Here is a 23849-nt window from a genome sequence, read left to right as displayed (position 1 = left end):
ATAAAAGACCATCTACCTTATGGCCATTACAACATTAAAAAATATCAGTTATAAAGTAAGCAGCTTACTCATATTGATCACTATTTGCCTGCATGCCCTGGGCCAGTCAGACCGGGCACCCTCTTATCCGCTAATTACACACAACCCTTATTTTAGTATATGGACCAGCGCGGATAACCTAAACGAATGGACCACCAGCCACTGGACCGGCAGGTACCAATCTATGTTGGGCGTTATTAAGGTAGATAACCACTTTTACCGTTTTATGGGCCGGGTACAACCCCGTCTTAAGGCTATATTACCAGCCGGCGACGAGCTGGCCTACACCTGTAAATACACCGAAACCGCACCGGCCGATGGTTGGGAACAACAAGATTTTGCAGCTACCGAATGGAAAACCGGAATTGGTGCTTTTGGTGATGAACGTGCAAAAGTGGGTACCAAATGGACGGGTAAGGATATCTGGATAAGAAGAACCTTTGACGTAAAACGAATGCCTAAAGGGCGTTTCCTGTTAAAAGTATACCATGATGACGATGCCGAAATTTACCTGAACGGTAAATTGATAACCAAAGTGGCCGGAGCCAACAACGGGTTTGAAACATTTGAAATAAGCGACGAAATAAAGGCCGGATTAAAAAGCACAAACAACCTTTTAGCCATACACTGTTTAAACACAGGCGGCGGGTCATGGATCGATGCGGGGTTGGCAGAAGAGTTTCCGGACAAGGTAGATGACAGTATGGGCCTGGCTATACAAAAACAAGTTAAAATTACCGCTACCCAAACCATTTATAAATTTGATTGTGGCGGGATAAACCTACAGGTAACTTTTACTTCGCCGCTTATTTTAAGCAACCTGCATTTATTATCCCAGCCTGTATCGTACATCAGTTACAAGGTTGCCAGTAACGATGGCAATACACACAATGTATCGGTGTTAACAAGTGTGTCATCAGATATTGCGGTAAACGAACCTACCCAAAAGGTGCGCACTGCCTATCACGAAAAGGGTGGCTTAAAAATATTAAAGGCAGGCACCAAAGAACAACCTATACTACAAAAGAAAGGCGATGACCTAAGGATAGATTGGGGGCACCTTTACTTTGCAGCCCCTGCCGAAGCAAATACAAAGCTTTATGTAACCACCGGGGCCAACGCCGAAACATCGTTCATAAAAGCCGAATCTACACCAAGGGCGATAAATGGTCACGACCTGATGCTGAATTCGGTAGTGCCTTTTGGTACTGTAGGTGCCGCACCGGTTAATAAGTTTTTGCTGTTAGGCTATGATGATATTTATTCGGTACAATACTTTGGCACCAACTTAAAACCTTACTGGCGCACCAAACCCGGCGCTACTATTATAGGCGCTATGTCAAACGCAGCCAAACACTACACTAAAATTATGGCTGCATGCAATAAAACCGATAACGAGGTTTATACAGATGCTTTAAAAGCAGGCGGCGAGGCATACGCCAAACTATGCAACCTGGCCTACAGGCAAAGTATCGCAGCACACCAGTTGGTAAAAAGCCCGCAGGGCGAATTGCTTTTTTTATCAAAAGAAAACTTTAGTAACGGATCTATCAACACGGTTGATGTTACTTATCCATCGGCTCCTTTATATTTATTATACAACCCCGAACTGCTTAAAGGCATGCTTAGCGGTATTTTTTACTACAGCGAAAGCGGTAAGTGGGGCAAGCCTTTTGCAGCGCACGATCTGGGCACCTACCCTATTGCCAACGGGCAAACCTACGGCGAGGATATGCCGGTTGAGGAATGTGGTAATATGATCATTCTTACCGCGGCTATCACATCAATGGAGAACGATACCAAGTACGCCAAAAAGCATTGGAAAGTGTTAACCCAATGGACGGAATACCTGGCCAAAGTAGGTTTCGACCCCGAGAACCAGCTGTGTACCGATGATTTTGCCGGGCACCTGGCACATAACATCAACCTGTCGGTAAAAGCTATTGTAGCCATTGGCGCTTACTCAAAAATGGCAACCATGCTGGGTTATACCGATGTTGCGCTTAAATACAAGAAAATAGCTGCCGACATGGCCTTAAACTGGCAGGATAAAGCCTATGCAGGCGATCATTACGCTTTGGTATTTGACAATAAAGACACCTGGAGCCAAAAGTATAATATGGTATGGGATAAAGTGCTTGATCTGGGCCTGTTCCCTCAAAAGGTATATGATACCGAAATTAAATATTACCTGACAAAGCAACAAAGCTTTGGCCTGCCATTGGATAGCCGTAAAACTTACACAAAATCTGACTGGATATTATGGACAGCTACCATGACCAGTAATGATGCTGACTTTAAAGCCTTAGTTGGGCCGGTGTATAAATATGCTATAAAAACCCCCAACCGTGTACCATTAAGCGATTGGCACGAAACCACTACCGGCCAAATGGTAGGCTTTCAGGCGCGTAGTGTAGTGGGGGGATATTTTATGAAAGTGTTGGCTACAAAGATCAAGAACAATCAAAGCATATCTTTCCAACCGGTACCAAAAATGTACGGCGACTCGGATTTTGCACCGGCTAAAGCAACATCGGGCTTAAAGATACATTACGCCAGTTCGGACAATACAGTGGCAACTATATTGCATGGTAAGATACATATCGTATCGGCAGGTAAGGTTACCATTACGGCATCGCAAACCGGCAATGGCAGCTATTATGGCGCCGAACCTGTATCAAAAGAAATTACCATAGCCAAAGCACCACTTATTATAAAAGCCGACAATAAAACCAAGGGCTTTAATCAGCCCTTACCTGTATTAACTGCAACAATTACAGGCTTTGTAAATGGAGATGACACAAGCGACTTAGCTGCACAACCCCAATTAACAACTACAGCTACAGCATCGTCTGACAAGGGGGCATATCCTATTACTGTTAGTAACGCCGCGAGTAATAACTATACCATTACCTATATAAATGGTAAGCTTAATGTATCATTCATCCTTATATCTGGTAATAAAGATCAAATAACAACTATTCAAAAGCCTCAGCAGTCGCCTTTACCCGCTGTGCGTAAATCCTTATCCCCAAATGGCGATGGAATAAACGACATGTTGCTTATTAATAATATTAACAATTATCCCGATAATGCATTTACCCTGGTAGACGCCGGCGGCAACAGTGTTTACAATGTAAAAGGCTATGATAACAATACGCGTGCTTTCAATGGCCGCTCGAACCAAAACGGCGTTTTACAAAAACCCGGTACTTACTACTACTTATTAGAATATAAGGTGAAAGACGAGTTTAAACGTTTAACCGGTTTTTTCCTGATCAAATAGCAACAGCATATTTAATATTTAACAAAGGCCCTGCATCACACTGGGCCTTTTTGTTTTAGGGCTCAGCGCTTTTAAATTTTAACGCTTGATTGATAATAAGTTAACGCTAAAACCCGGGCATTTGATTACCTTTGCAGCAAACGCCCTATTTATTAATTATCTTTTTGATTAAGCCGTTACTATAATATGCATAAAAAAATATCTTTTGTGTTTTTTTTATTTCTTGTAATAAACTATTTAATACCCAATATTGGTGTAGCACAAGTTACAAGCCCTGTAACCAATACCAATGTAATTAAAGCAAGTGCTACTACCACAACTGCATTACCGGCACCAAAAATAGCCTATCCTGCGGGCACTAAAACTTACACTGCCGAAACCGCTATACCTGCCCTATCGGTAACCAATACTGGTGGGGCTATACCTAACGCGTTTTATGGCAAAACAACCGTATTTGCAGGCGAAGGCGGCCAGGGTGTTACAGATGGATCGGGCAAGACGGCGAAATTTGGCTTTGCGATGGGTTATGCCATCACCAAAGGTAATTACATCTACGTTGCCGATTCGTATTACAATAACATCAGGATGATAAGCCCGTCGGGCTACGTAAGTACCGTTGCGGGGAGCGGCCAACGGGGCTATGCAGATGGCACAGGCAAAAAAGCAATTTTCGCTAATCCATCAGATGTAGTGGTTGATGCCGCCGGTAATTTGTTTGTTAGCGATCAAAGTAACTTTAGGATAAGGAAGATAACCCGCGATGGTGTGGTAACTACTTTTGCAGGCAGCGGTAAAAGCGCATCGGTTGATGGCAAAGTGACAGCTGCAAGCTTTTTAAGCCCCACCAATATGGCAATAGATAGCAAAGGCACATTATACGTAGCAGACCAGTATAATGGCGCTAAAGTGCGTAAAATAACCACCGCCGGTGTAGTTACTACCCTTGCATCCGGATTTGATGTGATTAGGGATATAGCTACAGACAAAGCAGGCAACGTTATCATAATAGGCTATACTTATGCAAGTGTACCGCACGAGTATATTATTAAGATAAGCCCCACTGGTGTGCAAGGCTATCTTATTGCCTTTAACGGGGCCACCTACCTTACACTGGATGCCAACGACAATATATTTGTACAGGCCTACGGTAAACTAACAAAAATATCAAACAACGCCACTGTATTAACCCCTATACCAAGCCCGCCGTTATTAGGGGCCGGCCTTTGTATCGATTCTAATGGTATGATATTTACCGGTAATGGCGTTGCTCAAATATCAAAAATATCGCCTTTGGGCTATACTGTAAGCCCTGCGCTGCCTCCCGGTTTAATTATTGACGGTACGGGTAACATAAGCGGCACACCGGCAACAAGCCGCCCGGCAGCTAAGTATGTAGTAACCGCTTACAATAGTAGCGGCAATAGCAGTTATACCCTTAATATAGCTGTAAAAGGCGCTATACAAGCCCCAGCTATCAGTTATGCAAGCACTGTGTTAACCTATACCGTAAAAAGGGCCATTGCCCCGTTAAAACCTGTTAACAGCGGCGGGGCAGTGCCTATGGGTACGTATGGCAAGGTGACATCGTTTGCGGGGCCAAGCGATGGCAGCCATGGCACAAACGATGGAAAAGGCACCGACGCCCAATTTTTTAACCCAATGGGCTTAGCTACCGATTATGAAGGTAACGTATATGTGGCCGACCAGGAAAATAACCGCATCCGAAAAATAAATACAGAAGGGGTGGTAAGGACAATAGCAGGCAATGGCAGTTACAACGGCGCAGATGGTACAGGCGCGGCGGCCAGCTTTTACCACCCATCGGCTTTAGCGGTTGATGATATGGGCAACATCTTTGTATCAGACCAGGGCGCTAATAAGATACGCAAAATAACACCTACAGGTGTAGTAACCACCTTTGCAGGGGGCACTTATAATACCGCACCAACAGGCAACGGAACCAATGTTACCATTATACAGCCAAATGGCATGGCTATAGATTGGCAAAACAACCTGTATTTTACCAGTAATAACCGCGTAAGTAAAATAACGCCAAACGCCGATGTAACACTATTTGCCGGAGGCTATGATTGGGGAAGTGCAGACGGTACGGGCAGCGGGGCCAAGTTTTTATATCCTTTTGGGGTAGCTGTTGATAGCAAACGCAATGTATATGTAGCCGACCAACATAACCACCTGATAAGGAAGATATCACCAACAGGCGTTGTAACCACGCTGGCAGGTAGCGGTACCGAAGGTTTTGCCAACGGTACAGGCAAAGCGGCTAAGTTTAGAAACCCCTACGCCTTAACAGTAGATGGCACAGGCAATGTATATGTAGCCGATTATGATAATAACCAAATACGCTCTATCACCCCCGATGGTGTTGTAAAAACATTAGCAGGCAATTTAACTGCCGGCCGTTGGAACGAGACGGGTGATAAAGCCAACTTTAACCATCCATCCGGCGTTGTGTTAGATGGCAAAGGCAACCTGTACGAAGCTGATTTTTATAATAACGAGATACGCAAAATAGATGTTACCGGTTATACCATTAGCCCCGCCCTACCCGCGGGTTTAGTATTCGATGGCAAAACGGGTATAATTAGCGGTACGCCTACTGTTGCCAATGCAGCAACGTTATACACAATAGTAGGTTATAACGGCGCCGGCAGCAGCCTTACCAAAATAAAAGTGGCTGTAGTACAACCGGCAGGGACTGTACACAGTGTACCTGTACAGCAAAGCCTTGCTGCGGCAAGCCCTGCAAAAACCGATACAAGCCCCCTTTCGCTACAACAAAGCCTGTCGCCAAACGGCGATGGCATTAACGACGCGCTTGTTATTGAAGGGATAGAAAAATTCCCTGATAATAAATTAACCATACTAAACGCCAACGGCACTAAAATTTTTGAAACCGTTAAGTACGACAACCTTAATAAAGTTTACAAAGGCCAATCTAATACAAACGGTGCCAAACAACAAGCCGGAACATATTACTACCAGTTAGATTATAAAGACGGTAGCGAGCTAAAGCATAAAACAGGGTATATTGTTATTAAATATTAGTGATAACATCTTTGCATAATATTTAATAACTTTATAATACCCCTGATAACTATTTGATTTGCCTAAACCAATTTATGAATAAAACTTTTACCTATAAATTTTTACTGTTTATAGCTATTGGTATGCTGTTCTGCATACCAATAGTGTTGGCCCAGGTACCTAAAATAAGCTACGGTAGTGCTAAAACCTTTATTGCAAACCTACCTATTAGCCCGGTAACCCCAACTAATAGCGGTGGTGCTACATCGTATGGAACACTTACCAATGTTAAAACTTTTTCTTATGGGGGTAATATCACGGGGCTTGCAGTAGATTCGGCAAAAAACTTTTACTTAATTGATGCTTATGCTCATACAATCAAAAAAGTAGATGCTAAAACAGGCATAACTACCGATTTTGCAACTAACCTATTATCAAACTATATAACTGCTGATAAAAAAGGCAATATTTATTCTATTTATGGTTTTAATGGCTATGTAACAAAAATTGCTACAGGTACAGGTCGGGTATCCCAAATAGGCACAGGTTTAAGTACAGTTACCAATATTGCTGTTGATGGTTCAGGCAGTGTATTTTTATCTGACAATTTTAATACAATTAAAAAAATATCAGCTATCGATGGCGCTACTACAACCATTGCCTCTAACTTTGATAGCATTAATGGTATTGCGGTAGATGCCGAGGGTAATATATATGTAGTTGAGTACGGAAAATTATTTATAAAGAAGATTTCTGCTATTGATCATAGTATTTCATTAATACCTGTAAATTTCCAATTTCAACAAGGTATTACCTCTGATGCGGCCGGAAATCTTTATCTGTACGACCCATATAAATACGCTTTAAAAAGAGTATCAGCAGTCGATCATTCTATATCAACGGCAGCATCACAAGTGTTTCCAAGCTATGGCGGTATGCAAACAGATATGGATGGTAACTTATATATCGCTTTTAATTCGTTTGCTATACAAAAAATCACACTAAATTGTTATACTATAAAGCCAACTCTGCCAAATGGGTTAAATTTTGATGTTAGCACTGGTACTGTTAGCGGCACCCCAAGAGTTAAAACTGCCGCAACAAATTACGTTGTTATAGCTTACAACAGTAGCGGTTCCGGCTCGGCAAATTTAAATATCGGTATAAACAATGCCAGCCTTGCAGACCTTACTGTAAGCAATGCAACCTTGTACCCTGCCTTTACAACTGATAAAAGGGTTTATACCGATACGGTCAAATATGAAGTATCATCTCTTAAACTTACACCATCAAGTAACGACAGTACGGCTATTATAAAGGTAAATAGTAAAGTAATTACATCTGGCAAAATGACAGACATTCCTTTAGTTATAGGTCAAAACATAATAAACATATTAGTAACCGATGCCGCTAAAACTACCAGCCTTAGTTACAAATTGACAATATCCCGCGAAGCCCCCTCTGATGCCAGCCTAAAAAACCTAACTCTTAGTAAGGGGTTGCTATCCCCCGTGTTTTCAAAAAACACTACGTCTTATTTAACTTTGCTTAGCAGCACAACAGGATCTATCAAAGTAACACCCGCCACAACAGATCCTTTGGCTACGATTAAAGTAAATGGGGCAACAATAAAAACAGGAACGGCATCGGCAAGTATAGCATTGGTTGACGGACCAAATGCAATAAATATTGTCGTTATCGCGCAAAACGGGGAAAAGTCGATTTACAAATTAACAGTTGTGCGGGCAACGGCCGCACCTGCAATAAGCTATAGCGACCCAATAAAAAGATACGCTGTGGGCACCCCTATTACACCTATAAAACCAATAAACACGGGCGGCAGTGTACCTGCCATTATGTATGGCGATTTACAACCCTATGCAACTGGCCTTAGTACCCCTACAGATATTGCTGCTGATGCGTTTGGTAATATTTATGTTGAAAACGCCCAAAGTTCCTTGATACAAAAAGTCAGCGCTCCAGACGGCAGCATCACCAATTTGGCGTCCGAAAAAAAATACCAATCTGGGCTTATAACAACCGATCCGCTTGGCAACGCTTATTCAATACAACTGGCCAGCGGCGATGGCACCATTACCTGTGTAGCCGCGGCCAATAATGCAATTACGTATATAAAAACCGGTTTAAAAGCGCCCAGTGCCATAGCTGCCGATGGCGCAGGAAATGTATATGTTTCTGACAATATAAAGGGCGAACTCGAAAAAATATCCCTTACCAATGGTTCAATGAAATCAATTGGTAAGTTCTCTTGGATAACAGCTTTAACATCCGATCCTTCAGGCAACTTGTATATCATAGCATCTGCAGGCAATACAGTATATGAGTTAAAAAAGCTTGACGTCAAGACCAATAAAATATCTTTGATTGCTGACAATTTAACTTGGCCTAATAACATTACTGTAGATGCTTTAGGTAATATATTTGTAACACAATCTGCCAATAATGTAATTAAAAAAATCACCTCTGCTGGTGTAGTCAATCTTTTTGCTGTAACTAGTAGTTTTTTAAGTGGCATCACCACCGATAGAAAAGGCAACTTATACATAACCGACGGCCAAACCGGAATTAGAAAAGCAAGTACAAACGGCTATAGCATAAGCCCTGCATTACCACAGGGTTTATACTTCCACAGCCCTAGCGGTACTATAAGTGGCACACCTTTAGAAGGCGGCACAGCAACTTATACCATTACAGCCTATAATAACGGCGGCAGTAGCTCTACTAAATTAACTATGGCTATTGCGCTCCCCCCAAAGCCTGTCTTAAGCTATACGGGCCCTAATACTTTTACTGTAACCGAAACTATAGATAACCTTATACCTACTGCCCAAAATATAGCCGAGCCAGGTTATAGTGCCACACCTAAAATTTTCGCTACCGGTTTTAACACCCCAAGGGCACTTACTATGGATGCATCGGGTAACATGTATATAAGCGATTCGGGCACCTCTTTAAATATAAAAAAAGTGGCCCTCGGCCAAACTAAAGCTGTTGTTTGGGCTACAGGGTTACCCACCCTATCAGCAGACCCCATTGCTGTAGATGCTGCCGGTAATGTTTACATGACTGACATTACGAATAAAACCGCCCTGCTAAAATATCATTCGGGCACAGTAAAGCCGGATACTGTGGCAAAAAACTTCAAGTATCCTAATGGAGTAGCAATTGATGGCGTAGGTAATTTATATGTATTTGATGCCGGTATTTATGGAGTAGTTAAAGTGGCTAAAAATGGCACTAAAACCAATCTAAATATAAATGTATATGATATTGTTGGTACAGTAGATGCAGCAGGCAATTTATACGTAGCAAACCCTAATGATCACTATGTAGCCAAAATAGCTGCAGGAAGTACAACTAAAACCATGTTAACAACTACTATTGTTAGGCCTGGTAATATGACAGTAGATGCTTCCGGCAACCTATTTGTTTTAGATTTGGCTAACGCAGCAATACTAAAAATAGCACAAGGCAAAAAGCCTGTTACTGTTGTAAGCGGCCTTATTAACCCAACAAATATTTTTGTTGATAAAGAAGACAACCTTTATGTAACCAGGGCATATGACGGAACTGTTGTAAAGTACACACTTTCGGGCGGGTATTACATAACACCAGCATTGCCGCCAGGCATCACTATTAATAACCAAACAGGCGTTATTGGAGGTAAACCAACCACGATAAGTCCGGCAAAAAACTATACCGTTACCGCTTACAATAGTGGTGGCAATGTAAAGGCAACGGTGAGTATCAAAGTGGCTTCTGATACAAGGCTGTCGGCATTGGTTTTGGATGCCGGAAACTTAAAACCAGCTTTTGATTATAGAATCACCAATTACACATTGCAAATTGGCAATTCTGTTTCTGGCATTACTATAACACCAACGGCATGGGCCAAAACCAGCACCATAAAGGTAAACGGAATTGCTGTAGTATCGGGCAAGCCGTCGGCAATTATACCTTTAACTGTGGGCAACAACACTATTAATACGATTGTTACCGGTACCGATGGCACTACTAAAACCTATACTGTAAATATTAAAAAAGACGCCGGAAGCAACGCAAATTTGGCATCATTAACATTTAGCCAGGTTAAACTTAACCCCTTATTTGACACAGATATAATAAATTATTCCTCATCTGTAGCAGACTATATTAAAACAACAACTATCACCTATACACCAAGCGATTCGTCTTCTGTCGTTACTATAAATGGAACTCTTTATAAAGGCAACACATGCAATTTCTTGTTAGTGCCAGGATTTAATACAATTACTATTTTAGTTACATCAAAAGATGCGAAAACTAAAAAAGCATACACGGTTAAGCTAACTAAACCAAAGTTGATTCAAACTATTAAATTTATAACCAATGCAATAAACTATGGCCATGCAGATTTTATAGCAGCAACTACATCGTCGGGCTTGCCTTTAACATTTCACAGTTCTGATGAGCATATAGCAACCATAGTAAACGGCAAATTACATATCGTATCAGCAGGATTAATACATCTTTCGGTACAGCAAACAGGTAATGCTGTATATGCACCATCTATTGTTAAAACAACCATATTTACTATAAACAAGGCCACGCTTACCATAAAAGCTGATAATAAAACCAAAAAAGCAGGCGATGAGAACCCGATATTAACCACTACTATTACCGGCTTTGTTAATAACGATGATAAAACCAAGCTGGTAACCCAGCCCAAATTAACCACCACTGCCACAGCCTCGTCTGAGCCGGGTGTATATCCTATAACCGTAAGCGGCGCAGTAAGTACTAATTATGCGTTTAATTATGTTACCGGCGAATTAACAGTATCTGCTGCGTCGAATATCACCGCATCTAAAACGTTAATAGTAAGCAAAGCCATGTCGCCCAATGGTGATGGCGTTAACGATGTGTTAAATATTGAAGGTATAGGTAACTATCCTGATAACCGGGTTAACATTATGGATGTAAATGGTAATACTGTTTATAATGTTGTGGGATATAATAACCAAAACAGAGTGTTTGACGGACATTCTACCAAAAACCGGGCAATGCAAAAACCCGGCACTTATTATTATGTGCTGGAATATAAAGACGGAAACAACGAGGCGAAACAGTTAACAGGTTTTTTCCTTATTAAATACTAACAAAAAGGCCTCCCCATTCGGGAGGCCTTTTTGTTAAAACCTAAAATAGCTTTTGGCATTGTAGTAGCAAATATCCTGTATTACTTTGCCGGTCCATTCGGGGTCGTTGGGGAGTTCGCCGTTCTCAATATCTTGCGCAAACAGGTTGCAAAGTAGCCGCCTAAAGTACTCGTGCCGCGGGAACGACAAGAAGCTTCGCGAATCGGTAAGCATGCCTACAAAGCGACTTAAAAGCCCCATGTTCGACAGGGCATTGATCTGCCGGGTCATGCCATCCTTTTGATCTAAAAACCACCACGCCGACCCATACTGTATTTTACCGGCTACCGAACCATCGTTAAAATTGCCTATCATCGAGGCTATCACTTCGTTATCGGCCGGGTTTAGGTTGTAAATAATGGTTTTGGCCAGGCGGTCATCCGCATCAAGCTTATTTAAAAATTTAGACAATGCCCTTGCCTGGCTAAAATCGCCAATAGAATCGAAACCGGTATCGGGGCCTAACTTGCTTAAAAGGCGCGTATTGTTATTGCGCAGCGCACCCAGGTGAAATTGCTGCACCCAGCCCTTCTCACTGTTCCACGTAGCAAACTGAAAAAGCATAGCCGATTTAAACTTTAGTAACTCATTCCGCAATAGCGGCTTACCCTCCCTTATCTTTATAAAAATGGCCTTTATCTCTTCGTCGGTATAATCTTCCGCATAAATATGCTCCAGGCCGTGGTCAGATACCGTACAGCCGTTAGCCGCAAAAAAAGTATGCCGTCTTTTTAAAGCGTTAAGGTAGGCGTCGTAGCTTTCTATACTGCTGTCGTTTAACTCCTCTAATTTGTTTATGTACAGGTTAAGCGCGGTTACATCATCAGCGTTCATGGCCTTATCGGGCCTGAAAGCCGGCAGCACTTTTAAACCCGTGGCGCTCTTTTTTATCTGATCGTGATGCTCCAGGCTATCCAGCGGGTCGTCTGTAGTACAAATGGTTTCTACATTCATTTTTTTGATAAGGCCCCGCACCGAAAACTCTGGCCGCTGCAATTGTGCCGAGCAATCTTCATAAATAAATGGCCCTGTACCCTCGTTAAGGCGGTCTTTTATGCCAAAATATCGCCTAAGCTCCAGGTGTGTCCAATGGTAAAGGGGGTTACGCAGCGTGTAAGGCACGGTTAGCGCCCATTGCTCAAACTTTTCTTCATCGCTTTTGCCACCGGTAATATAGCTTTCGTTTATACCATTGGCGCGCATGGCCCGCCATTTGTAATGGTCGCCGTATAACCATGCCTGGGTAATATTGGCAAAATTAATATTACCGGCAATTTGCTCGGGCGGCAGGTGGCAGTGGTAATCTATAATAGGCAGGTCTTCAGCAAAATCGTAATAAAGGCGTGCAGCCGTGGCCGATCCCAACAAAAAGTCGTCATCCAAAAAATTCTTCATCGTGCCGTTGGTTTAAACCGGGTTAGTTTTATTTGATGATTAGCTTATTTACATCATCCAGTAAAAAGCAATAGCTAAACTGCTCCATACCTGTTTTAGGGTAATAGGCCTGTGCTTTGGGCGCGGCCAGCAATATTAGTTTTGCCTGTGGTGCTTGCAACTTAGTTTCGCGGATAAGCCTTACACCTATACCTTGCTTTTGGTATGCCTCGTCTACCGCCAAGTCTGACAGGTAGGTGCAAAAGGCAAAATCGCTTAACGAGCGGGCAATACCTACCAGTTTACCATTGTGGCGGGCGGTAACAATTAAATTAGCGTTTTGGCACATTTCCTTAATGCGCTCGGGATTGTTAACCGGGCGGCGCTCGGCAAGGGTGCTGCGGCTTAACACGTCAATAAATTCATCGGCATTAAGCGAAAATTCGCGTTTGTACTCAATTTCCGGCGTTGGCATTTTAATATTACTTTTTTTAGATGGTTATAATGTAGGGCAGCTAAATATAAAAATTTATAATTGATTGCAATGCCTGCATTGACAGCAATAAAAAGGGGTATAAAAAGCAAACGCTTAAGCTTGCTTTTTATACCCCTGCTTTGGTTATTAAGTATTATTATTTGATAAGTACGTAACCTGTTTTATGCTTAACAATACCCTTTTGCTTATACGCTAAAGTGTAAAAATAAGTACCCGATGCCAGCAATTTGCGGGTAAGGTTAGAGTGCCCGTCAAATACTTTACTGTTGTTATCGTAACCGTCTAATTCAAATACCTTATCGCCATTGCGGTTTACCAGCATCAATTTATTTTGCGGGTAATTTTGTATGTTGGCTATGGTTAATACATCGTTTATGCCATCGCCATTTGGCGAAAGTGCCCCGCTTACCTTAGGATCAATTGATTGGTCTAAGACATTGTCAATCGGTTTACTAAGAGATAGAGGCTTAATTGATGACTCATCATTCATATCTGCCGACTCTATTGTTAATATGCTTGGTTCATATATAAAATCGTAATTATCTGCCTCTCCACCGCTTGCTGTTATAGTGTATTGACCCGCAGGGGAATGTAGTAGAGCATCAGTAGTTGCAACAGGGGCGGTGATAAAAACAAATTCACTCTCGTCATTTACAAAACCTGAATACGATATAAAAAATACTGGGTTTTGCTGATCTGGCATCCTTTTCGCATTGAACGTTTTAGCCGTAATAGTTGCTTTATTCACCGTTAGTAATTGGCTTGCCACTGCACCGGTTGCATTATCATCACCGGTTGCAGTTACTGTAATAGTAGTAGTACCCGCGCCTACAACATGTATAATACCATCGGCTACAGTAGCTACGTTTTCGTTGCTGCTCCTAAGCACCATTGGTAAACCCGAATCATTATTAACCTCCGGCGAAAAATCTGCATCGCCGTATGTTTTGGCAGGTATCTCGGCAAAAGTGATATTGGTTACCGCTTTATCTTTATCGCCGCCTATCCTGCGTATACGGTTGTTGCTGTAATCGTCAACCAATATATGGCCAAAATTATCCACCAATATATCGGTAATAAAGTTAATACCTGCTTCTGTTGCATAGCCGCCATCGCCGCTGTATTCACCATAGCCCAGGCCGCTTACAGTGCTTATCATACCTGTTTCGTGGTCTATTTTACGTATAACACTCACAGGCTGATCGGTTATGTAAATATTGTTTTCAGCATCTATGGCTATACCCATTGGGCCGCGCAATGCCGCGCTTGTTGCCAGGCCGCCATCACCGCTGTAATCATACTTGCCAGTACCTGCAATTCGCGATATGGTATTAGTCTCTGCGTTCAGCTTTAATACTTTTGCTCCGTCTTCGTCGGCAATAATGATATTGTTGTTATGGTCAATTACAAACCTTTCTACATAGCTTAACTTGTATTGCAAGGCGTTTGTACCATCTGCTGTGCTATTACCACCACCTGCTATAGTGGTAATTAACTTCGTTTCAGCGTCTACCTTGCGTATAAGGGCGTTATTCGAGTCTGAAAAGTACAGCGCTCCCGCCAAATCGAACGCTAAACCTGTCGGACCTGATATTGTCGCCACGTCGGCGCTTGTACCATCTGCCGAAAGGCCGCCTACGCCTGTACCTACAACGGTTGTTACCACTTGAGTTTCGCTGTCTATCCTACGTATGCGGTTATTATTATTATCGCTTACATAAAGATTGCCGTTAATATCAAAGGCTAAAGCAGTAAGGCCCAAATTAAATTTAGCGCCTGTTGCCGGGCCGCCGTCGCCATCAAAACCGCTTTCGCCGGTACCTGCTACGGTGCTTATTTTTTTAGTGATGTAATCTATCTTACGTATTTGATTATTGTCGGTAGTAAAATAAATATTACCACTTTCGTCTTTAGCCATAGCGTATGGGGAACTTATATCCGCAGCTATTGCCGCACCGCCATCTCCCGATGTACCTTTGGTACCTGTACCTGCTATGGTGTATATACGGGCAGTATCGGCAGACGAGTTGGTGGTTGTTATACTAACATTTGTTACACTGGTACCACCCGCGTTGTATGCAGTAACTGTGTAGTAATTATTAGTTACCGATGTTGGCGTACCCGATATAACACCTGTATAATAATTAAAGCTTAAACCTGCAGATAGTGAAGGCTGTATGCTAAGGCCCGACTGTGCGATCTTGCGCACGGTAGTGCTTTTATCTAACACATAAACGTTACCGTTGTAGTTGGTAACAGCCATTGGGCCATTAAATGCCGCGCTTGTTGCTACACCACTACCTGTTTCGGCAGTGCCGTTGCCGGCGTAAGTACTTGCCTGCCCACCGGAAGTGATCATCCGTATACGGTTGTTGGCCGAATCAGCTACAAAAACATTATAGTTGGCGTCAACAGTTATACCTACCGGTTTATTAAACCGTGCCCCGCCGCTAAGCCCATCAACATAGCCCGCCTGATTTTTTGACCCGGCAAACGTGCCCACAGCATTAACTACTGTTATTTTACGGATAACGTTATCGCTCCCTGCCGTAAAGATGTTACCCAACGGGTCAACAGCAATTGCAGTTACTACTTTAATATCATTACTGGTTACGCGGGTTGATACGGAGCCTGCGCCGGATGTAGAAAACTGCCTTATACTACCCACTACCGGGTCAACAATATACAGCGAGCTGCTGTTATCAATAGTAATTATTCTCGGGCTGGCAAAAGTAGCCGCCGATACCGGCCCATCTGAACTGTTTACTGCTGTACCATTACCGGCCAGTGTGGTCACCACGCCATTAGATGTAATTTTACGTATACGGTTGTTTTTTGTATCGGCCACATAAACGTTTCCACTCAAATCTACCGCAATACCTGTAGGGGCGTTAAATAGCGCCGAATTACCTGAACCGTCGGCAAAACCAGCCTCGCCTGTTGCCGAGCCCGCAAACGTACTTACAAAGCCGTTACGGTCTACCTTACGAATGCAATTATTCAGTTGGTCGGCTACAAAAACATTACCGCTACGGTCTGCCGCTGCCTTACCGTTTGCATAGTTAAATATGGCCAGGTTGCCCGCTCCATCGTTTTTACCTTTGGCACCGGTACCGGCAAATATGCTTGCCACATTTTGAAACGAATTATCGCCGTTAAAGGCCTGGCCGGTAATAGTTGGCACTATACCCGATGCGCTTTCGCCTTCTTTAACCGTATAGCTGCTTTCCGGGTAAGATATACCGGGTGCGGCTATGTTATTGATCTTTAGGCTTAAAGTAGCAGTACCGTAAGCATCAGCACCAAAGCCTGTAACTTTAAATAAAGCGCCGCCCGTGGTGGCCTGCGGTGTACCGCTAACCGCCCCCGTAGCCGAATTAAATACCAAACCGGCAGGCAGTTTTGGTAATATGATAAAACCGCCCGCGTTAACAGCGCGAATGGTTTGCTTTAGCCCGTCGGCTATGTACATGTTACCTAAAACATCAAAAACTACATCTACAGGAGTATCAAGAGTAGCTATATTAAGCGTACCATCTGTTGAGCCTATTGCACCTGTGCCCACTACAGTGGTTACCACACCTGCCGGGGTTATACGGCGTATGGCGTGTGCACCTAAATCGGTAAAGTAAATATCGCCGTACTTATCAATGTCCATACCGCCCTGGCTAATAGTAATCTTTGCGGCAACACCGGTACCGTCTGTAGTGCCGTTTGTGCCATCGCCAACAAAGTTTTTAATTATTCCATCCGGCTGAATCTTTTGAATAACGTAATCGTATCCTGATGTGTAAAAATTGCCTGCCTTATCAACAACAAGGTTTTCGGTATTGCTTAAAAGGGCGTCGGTAAAATACGTGGTTACGACGCCTGCCTTAGTTATTCTTCTGATGATACCAACACCTGTGTTGTAATTATGATCAAGCGTAAACAGGTTGCCCGAAGCGTCAATGGTTAAATCGGTAGTGTAAAAAAAGCTTGCCGCGCTGCCGGTACCATCTGTTGTACCCTGTACACCGCTGCCTGCTAAGGTAGTTACCACACCCGCAGGGGTTATTTTTTTGATCTTATAGTGTTCGTAGTCTGATACGTACAGGTTGCCGTCGTTATCGGTAACCATGCCATATATAAAGCCAATACTGGCAGCTGTGCCTGTAGCGTTAATGTCGCCGTCTGTACCATTGCCTACAAAATTGGTTACCACACCTGCCGATGTCATTTTACGTATGCGGTAGTTACCCTGGTCGGCTATATACATGTTACCGTTTTTATCAACCGCCATCATGTTTTGATATTGAAAGTTAAAACTGGCTGCTGTACCTGTTCCGTTGGCAGAACCTGCGCTACCCGTACCGGCTATAGTGGTTACTGTTTTGGCAACAGCCGGTATAGTGGCTACGGTTACCGTTGGCGCCGCAATTGTACCCGGCGTGCCTAAAGTAAACACGCCCTGCGCACCATAAGTAATTACCGGCACCAGAATAGGGTTGGTAATTGTCATGGTGCCTTTGGTATAGGTAATGCTATAGTTTGTGGCTAAGGCCCCACTTACTGTAATATCATATATGCCGGCCGGCGATGAAGATGTAAAGCTATAAGTAGCTTTTGGCTTTTGCGATAGATCATCGGCATTATCATCATTCCTGAACCCATCATAATTAAAGGCGATGGTGGGTATAGTGCTACCTTTTACAATAGTTAAACTACCTACCGATATATTTAACGGTGCCTTAGTTACAGTATAGGCACCCGCTACATATTTAAATGTATAGTTTGATGATGATGCATCAAAAGGTGTATAAGGATAAGTACCTACCGGCGATGTGGCATTTATAGGCACTGTAATTTTTGCCGCGCCAATATTTTCCCTTGTTTCGCCGTTAACAAAACCCGTGTACGTAATGGTTGGGAACGGTGTTAAATTTGCACCATATACATTGGTGGCATTACCACCGGTAACGGTAATAAGCGCCTTGTTTATAACTAAGGTTTGGATCAATGTTTTATCGCCGCTTTTTGCCGTTATGTTTACGGTTCCGGCATGGCTTACGTGTATCTTCTTAGCCTCGGTTATAGAAGCGACATCGGGGTTGCTTGATGAATAAGTGATAGGCGAGCCACTGGTTGCTCCAGGCAAAAAATCGGCAACGCCATAGGTTACCGGCGGGATATCAGGAAACGCGAACGGCAGTGCCTTTACCGTTAATACACCCGCCGTATAAGTAATGGTATAGTCGGTATCAAACGCGTCGCTTGCTGTTATCGGATAAGTACCTACCGCTGATGTGGTGGTAGCGGTAGTTTTTATGTTTGGCTGTGTAGTAAGGCTGTTGTCGCCGTTTACAAATCCCGTGTAGGTTACGGTTAATGCAGGGTTTGCAGCGCCTACTGTTTTTGATTTATCGTCAGCATCAATTACCAGCTTGGCAGGCGTTATTGATAATAAACCGGCTTTATAAATAAAGCTGTAATCTTCATCAGAAGCACCTGTGGCAGTGATCAGATACCCGGTGTTTACATGCGATGATGTTGTCGCCGTAGTAGAAAGGGTCGGCCTTTTGGTTAGCACATCCTGGTTATCGCCATTAACAAACCCGGTGTAAATTGCAGTTAACACAGGGTTTGCGGTGCCGTAAACTTTTGTTTTGTTATCGGCGGTAACGGTTAAAAAAGCAGGGGTTATAGTAAATTTACCATTAACATAGGTAATTAAATAATCAGGATCGGCTGCGCCGCTTGGGGCAATAAAGTAACTGCCTACCACATGCGATGCCGCTGTTACGTTGGTAAAAAGTTTAGGCTTTGTAGCTATATCTTTATCACCGTTTACAAAACCATTGTATGTTACCGTTAAAGCCGGTAATGCCGCGCCATAAACCTTTGTTTTACCATCGGCAGTTATGGTTAAGTTAGCCGGGGTTACCGCAATTACACCTTGTTTATAGGTAATGTTATAGTTAGCAGCTACAGCGCCGCTTATACTAATGGGCGCACTGGTTATTACATGCGAGGTGGCGGTTATTGTTGTGCTTAATTTGGGCAGCGTGGTAAGGTCGTTTTTATCATCGCCATTTACAAAACCAAAATAGGTGGCGGTAAGCACAGGCATTGGCGCGCCATATATTTTTGTTTTGTTATCGGCAATTATGCTTAGCGCCGCTTTGTTAATTGTTAACGTACGGGCTACCGCTGGCGCAGGTTTAAAGGTGGTATTACCTGCCTGTGTAGCTGTAATGGTTACAGTACCCGCCTTAATAATATGCACTTTACCGCTTACAATGGTAGCTATAGCCGTATTGCTGCTGGTATAACTAACTGCTAGTTTGGATGACGCCGTAGCACCCAATAAAAAATCGGCATTGCCATATGTTTTTGCAGCCGGTGCGGCAAAAGTAATGGTTTGCGATTGGGTAGGTGCAAAAGCAGGCGCTGTATTTTTGCCTTTAACGGCAAATGATGCAGGTGCTAAACAAAAAACGGCAATTACGCTAAGCACGGTGGTACGTGCAAATTGCTTTTTACGCCCGGCAAATAGCAAAAATGCAGCATGGCCAATAAAACCAAAAGGGTAAAGTTTTTCCATCGGAAAATTTGAGTTTAATAATTAGTTTAAATTAATCAGGGGCAGTTGGGAAACAGTATAAATATAAATCTAATATTTATATCAGCTATGCTTATTAAAAATAATCAGCGAAAATATTACGCCACTATCGTTAATAAATAATTTTGTAACAAGCAGTGAATCAGTTAACTCAGAATTAAGCTATTTTAAACAGACGAGGAGTGAAATGCAGATCTACAGATATTTAATACTTAAATAGCTTACTACACTTTAGTAAAATGTACTATTATCTGTAATATAATATTAGCGTATACACCGGCCAATATATCATCCATCATAACACCTGTACCCGCCGGAAGGGCTTCCATTTTGCGGATATACAGGGGTTTTACAATATCAAAAAACCTGAACAGCACGAGCCCAGCCAGCAAATAATACAGGTTACCTGTGGGGATAAAAAGCATAGTAACCAGCATACCGGCAACCTCGTCTATCACCACACGATAGCTATCTTTACCCCATGCGGCCTCTACCTGGTTGCCAACGTAAATACCTAACAGGGTAATTATTATGGTTATAATGGGCAAATACAGCGGGTTTTGCATACCGGGTAACAGCCAAAGCAAATATAAACCCAGGCAGGTAACTATGGCGGCCAACGTGCCCCCACCCTTTATGTAACCAATACCAAAAATGGATGCGATGAGTTTATTCATGATGATTGATTGCCGTATTAGCTTTTAGACTTGTGCTTTTTAGGGAAATTAAATAACAAGGATGTTAATACCGGGATAATAAATACGGCTACGGTAAATACCGATACGGCCATATCTGTTTTTTCACTATCCAATAAATTAGCAAATGGCGTACCCTCGTAAAAGTGGGTATATAACGATGCGCTTAATTTGAAGCCCAGCACGCCTATCACCACAAAAGCAACCCCTTCTAAAAAGGTAAACTTCTCCATCAGCTTTACAAAGGCCTGGGCTACAAAACGCATAGCCAGTATACCTATAAATACACCGGTGTAAATTAAAAATATATGATCGGTAAAGGCAACGGCGGCAAATACGTTATCTATCGAAAAGGCAAGGTCCATCAGCTCTACCAGGGCTACTGTTGCCCAAAAAGTACCTATGGTGCCTACTGTCCACTGGTAAAATTTGCTTTTCTTTTTATCTACCTGTTCACCCTCGTGCGCATTGTTATTTTTAGCCTTTATTACAAAGTAGTTAATAGCCAGGTACATCAGGTAAAAACCGCCCAAGGGTTTTAACCACCATATTTTTACCAGCCACGATGCCAGCAACAGGCACACCCCACGCAGCACATAAGCGCCTATGATGCCATACCGCAGCGCGCGCTTGCGCTCTTTGGGCGGCAGATCGAGCACCATAGTAGCCAGCACGGCAGCATTATCTACCGATAAAAGGCTCTCTATCACTATCAAATTCAGTATGATAAGTAAACCGGCCTTAATATCGTCGCCCAGCAGGGTGTGTAAAATATCCATTGCCCCTAATGTATGCCTTTTTAAGAAAATATAAGTAATTAACCTGTAGCCGGTTTATTTGACACCCAATTTGACACCGTGTCATTTCGACCGCAGGGAGAAATCTTGTTCGAATGACAGGTTGCGGGCTTTGCATGATGAACAGGATTTCTCCTCCTCTGTCGTTCGAAATGACAACCTATTTTACACCTTGTCATTTCGACCATAGGGAGAAATCTTGTTCGAGTGACAGGTGGTGAACTTTGCATATCAAACAGGATTTCTCCTATTCCGTCGTTCGAAATGACATGCTAAAACCAACTGCCAATCAACTACTGCACACTTATTGCCACCCTGTAACTTTGTATTGCCCTAATGATGGATTGTACAATTTGCTGCTGCCCTGCTTCGGAGTTTAAAAAATCTTCCTCTTCGGGGTTGTTGATAAAGCCTGTTTCTATTAAAACGGCGGGCATGGCGCTATTAGCCAATACGTAAAGCCCCTGCTCTCTTACGCCTAATGTTTCGCGGCCGTCTGTTTCGGTAAATTCCCGGTTAAGGTGTTCGCCAAACAGGATGCTTTGCTTACGGTACTTTTGGGTAAAGGCGTTCAGTATGATCACGTTCGACGGGTCGGCATCGTCATAGGCCTCGTAGTTTTCTTTATAGTCTTTTTCCTGAAAGATAGACGCGTTCTCGCGCATGGCCTCCAATTGCTCTTTCACCCTGTGCAAACCATACACCAGCAGCATAACCCCGCTTTGCTTGTGCGCCCGGTAGGCATTACCCTCGGCAGATGAGTTACAATGTATAGATATGAACAGGTTGCCCTTATTTTGATTAGCAATAGCCGACCGGCGGTTTAACTCTATAAAGGTATCGTCGGTACGGGTCATTACCGTGCTTACGTCCTTTATCTGGCTTTGTATAGCTGCCTGTAGTTTTTGGGCTATGGCAAGGGTTACATTCTTTTCGGCAGAGTATGCGCCGTGCGCGCCACCATCCTTGCCGCCATGCCCTGCATCTATAATGATGTTTTTAATGGTGAAGCCGGGGTTTTTAACCGTATCAACCGCCGGCGTAAACGAGCACAGTAAACAATATAGTGAAAGGGTGCAGCTTAAAAATAACAGCTTAAAATATTTTGGATCCATTTATATATTAACGAAAATTCTTGAAACGTAATTTTGCCCGATATGATATATCATCCTGCTAATTTTTATAGACTGATTTAATTAATAATAGATTAATTATGTTATATTAGTTAGTACCCTACCAAGCAATTTCGCGTAATTTTTATGCGGGCGAAAACAAAAAAACGCAAAAAAATGGAAAAATTTATAGCGGGGTGTGTAATGTACCTATAGCTAAACAAAAAGCAATTTAGTTGCATTTAAACTTTGGCTGCCGTCGCCTTTTTATTACATTTTGGGCATATACCCCTTGCATATATAGTAAAACCATCAGCTTTAAAGCCTTGCGGCATAGTTAAATGAGGCATGCTTAAATCGTTAAGGCAGTAAACGTTTTCACAAGCCGTACAGTTAAAATGCAGGTGCTCGTCGTGGTGGTGGTTAGCCTCGCAGTCGGCCTGGCAAATGGCATAATTGGCCGTACCATTTAGGTCAAACACCTTATGGATGATGCCCTTTTCTTCAAACACATTTAGTATACGGTACAGGGTAACCCGGTCAATATCGTGCATCAGGCTCTCCAGGTCGGGTTGCGATGTGGCGGTATTTTTTGAGTACATCATAGATAACACCCTTAAGCGTGGTGGTGTTTTTTTAAGCTGATGCTTATCCAGCAGGTCCTCAAAGTGGTAATTATGCTTGCTATGTGCCATTTTTGTTTAATCAGTTTAATGTGTATGCCCGTCGTGCGAGTGCTTTACGTGAAAAAAACTATCGCCTGCCCGGCAGGTACCTGCATATTTATAATTGATAAAGTGTGCAGTGGCTATCATTAATCCGCCTGCAGGCACCACAATGGCCTCTATCCAGCCGGTAATGAATAAGTGGCCTATAATAATGGTCAAAAATCCCGCTATCAGCATGGCTAAAGGTAATACCTTATGGTGTACCCTAAAATACGAGGTAACTATTGATGATAAACCTACCACCAGCGCCAGTATGATCATTATCCACTCTACCCACGGGTTAGCTAAAAACTCTAACCCCAAAAGCGGCAAACTGGTGAAAAAAATGGGCACAGCGGCACAATGTATAGCACACAGGGTTGATGCTGTCATGCCTATGCTATCCCACTTAACGGCTTTTTTAGAAGGTATCATAGTGCAAATATACAAGTAAATGCAACATTGTTACATTTAAAACCATCATGGGAATGTCTTA

11 protein-coding genes are annotated in these 23849 nt (G+C 42.8%); 3 read left to right on the top strand and 8 right to left on the bottom strand.

The window, feature by feature from the left end; translation table 11 throughout:
• The first annotated feature begins 19 nt into the window (after positions 1-19).
• The 3 genes from FFF34_002415 to FFF34_002405 all read left to right on the top strand — a co-directional run bounded on the left by FFF34_002415 (position 20) and on the right by FFF34_002405 (position 11532).
• Entirely contained in the window at positions 20-3325 is a 3306-nt protein-coding gene (locus FFF34_002415; protein ID TSD66277.1) for a DUF4965 domain-containing protein, read from the top strand.
• A gap of 186 nt (positions 3326-3511) precedes the next feature.
• Positions 3512-6394 (top strand): hypothetical protein, encoded by a 2883-nt coding sequence (locus FFF34_002410; GenBank protein TSD66276.1) that lies wholly within the window; start codon positions 3512-3514, stop codon positions 6392-6394.
• A 74-nt stretch (positions 6395-6468) separates the two neighbouring features.
• Positions 6469-11532: a T9SS type B sorting domain-containing protein gene (locus FFF34_002405; GenBank protein ID TSD66275.1), complete on the top strand. Its 5064-nt coding sequence runs from the start codon at positions 6469-6471 to the stop codon at positions 11530-11532.
• Between the two features lie 33 nt (positions 11533-11565).
• On the opposite strand, the gene uxaC is transcribed toward FFF34_002405, so the two are convergent.
• The 8 genes from uxaC to FFF34_002365 all read right to left on the bottom strand — a co-directional run bounded on the left by uxaC (position 11566) and on the right by FFF34_002365 (position 23788).
• Positions 11566-12966, bottom strand: a complete 1401-nt coding sequence (gene uxaC / locus FFF34_002400) for a glucuronate isomerase (protein ID TSD66274.1) — start codon at positions 12964-12966, stop codon at positions 11566-11568.
• A gap of 28 nt (positions 12967-12994) precedes the next feature.
• Positions 12995-13420, bottom strand: coding sequence for a GNAT family N-acetyltransferase (locus FFF34_002395; GenBank protein TSD66273.1), 426 nt, complete (start codon positions 13418-13420; stop codon positions 12995-12997).
• Positions 13421-13577: 157 nt separating this feature from the next.
• Positions 13578-20024, bottom strand: a complete 6447-nt coding sequence (locus FFF34_002390; protein TSD66272.1) for a T9SS type B sorting domain-containing protein — start codon at positions 20022-20024, stop codon at positions 13578-13580.
• A 242-nt stretch (positions 20025-20266) separates the two neighbouring features.
• Entirely contained in the window at positions 20267-20719 is a 453-nt protein-coding gene (locus tag FFF34_002385; GenBank protein TSD66271.1) for a phosphatidylglycerophosphatase A, read from the bottom strand.
• Between the two features lie 17 nt (positions 20720-20736).
• Positions 20737-21516, bottom strand: a complete 780-nt coding sequence (locus tag FFF34_002380; protein TSD66270.1) for a DUF475 domain-containing protein — start codon at positions 21514-21516, stop codon at positions 20737-20739.
• Between the two features lie 311 nt (positions 21517-21827).
• Positions 21828-22649: an N-acetylmuramoyl-L-alanine amidase gene (locus tag FFF34_002375; GenBank protein TSD66269.1), complete on the bottom strand. Its 822-nt coding sequence runs from the start codon at positions 22647-22649 to the stop codon at positions 21828-21830.
• Between the two features lie 239 nt (positions 22650-22888).
• Complete coding sequence (locus tag FFF34_002370; GenBank protein TSD66268.1) at positions 22889-23341, bottom strand: transcriptional repressor; 453 nt, start codon at positions 23339-23341, stop codon at positions 22889-22891.
• Between the two features lie 15 nt (positions 23342-23356).
• The gene (locus FFF34_002365) at positions 23357-23788 is read right to left on the bottom strand and encodes a MerC domain-containing protein (GenBank protein ID TSD66267.1); all 432 of its coding nucleotides are present in this window, start codon (positions 23786-23788) and stop codon (positions 23357-23359) included.
• Between the last annotated feature and the right edge of the window lie 61 nt (positions 23789-23849).

This window comes from Inquilinus sp. KBS0705, from assembly GCA_005938025.2.
Classification (GTDB): Bacteria; Bacteroidota; Bacteroidia; order Sphingobacteriales; family Sphingobacteriaceae; genus Mucilaginibacter.
This window is presented reverse-complemented; position numbering and strand designations above follow the sequence as displayed.

Coding starts and splice junctions, on each gene's coding strand:
- FFF34_002415 (TSD66277.1), top strand. CDS start 20: ATGGCCATTACAACATTAAAAAATATCAGTTATAAAGTAAGCAGCTTA.
- FFF34_002410 (TSD66276.1), top strand. CDS start 3,512: ATGCATAAAAAAATATCTTTTGTGTTTTTTTTATTTCTTGTAATAAAC.
- FFF34_002405 (TSD66275.1), top strand. CDS start 6,469: ATGAATAAAACTTTTACCTATAAATTTTTACTGTTTATAGCTATTGGT.
- uxaC (TSD66274.1), bottom strand. CDS start 12,966: ATGAAGAATTTTTTGGATGACGACTTTTTGTTGGGATCGGCCACGGCT.
- FFF34_002395 (TSD66273.1), bottom strand. CDS start 13,420: ATGCCAACGCCGGAAATTGAGTACAAACGCGAATTTTCGCTTAATGCC.
- FFF34_002390 (TSD66272.1), bottom strand. CDS start 20,024: ATGGAAAAACTTTACCCTTTTGGTTTTATTGGCCATGCTGCATTTTTG.
- FFF34_002385 (TSD66271.1), bottom strand. CDS start 20,719: ATGAATAAACTCATCGCATCCATTTTTGGTATTGGTTACATAAAGGGT.
- FFF34_002380 (TSD66270.1), bottom strand. CDS start 21,516: ATGGATATTTTACACACCCTGCTGGGCGACGATATTAAGGCCGGTTTA.
- FFF34_002375 (TSD66269.1), bottom strand. CDS start 22,649: ATGGATCCAAAATATTTTAAGCTGTTATTTTTAAGCTGCACCCTTTCA.
- FFF34_002370 (TSD66268.1), bottom strand. CDS start 23,341: ATGGCACATAGCAAGCATAATTACCACTTTGAGGACCTGCTGGATAAG.
- FFF34_002365 (TSD66267.1), bottom strand. CDS start 23,788: ATGATACCTTCTAAAAAAGCCGTTAAGTGGGATAGCATAGGCATGACA.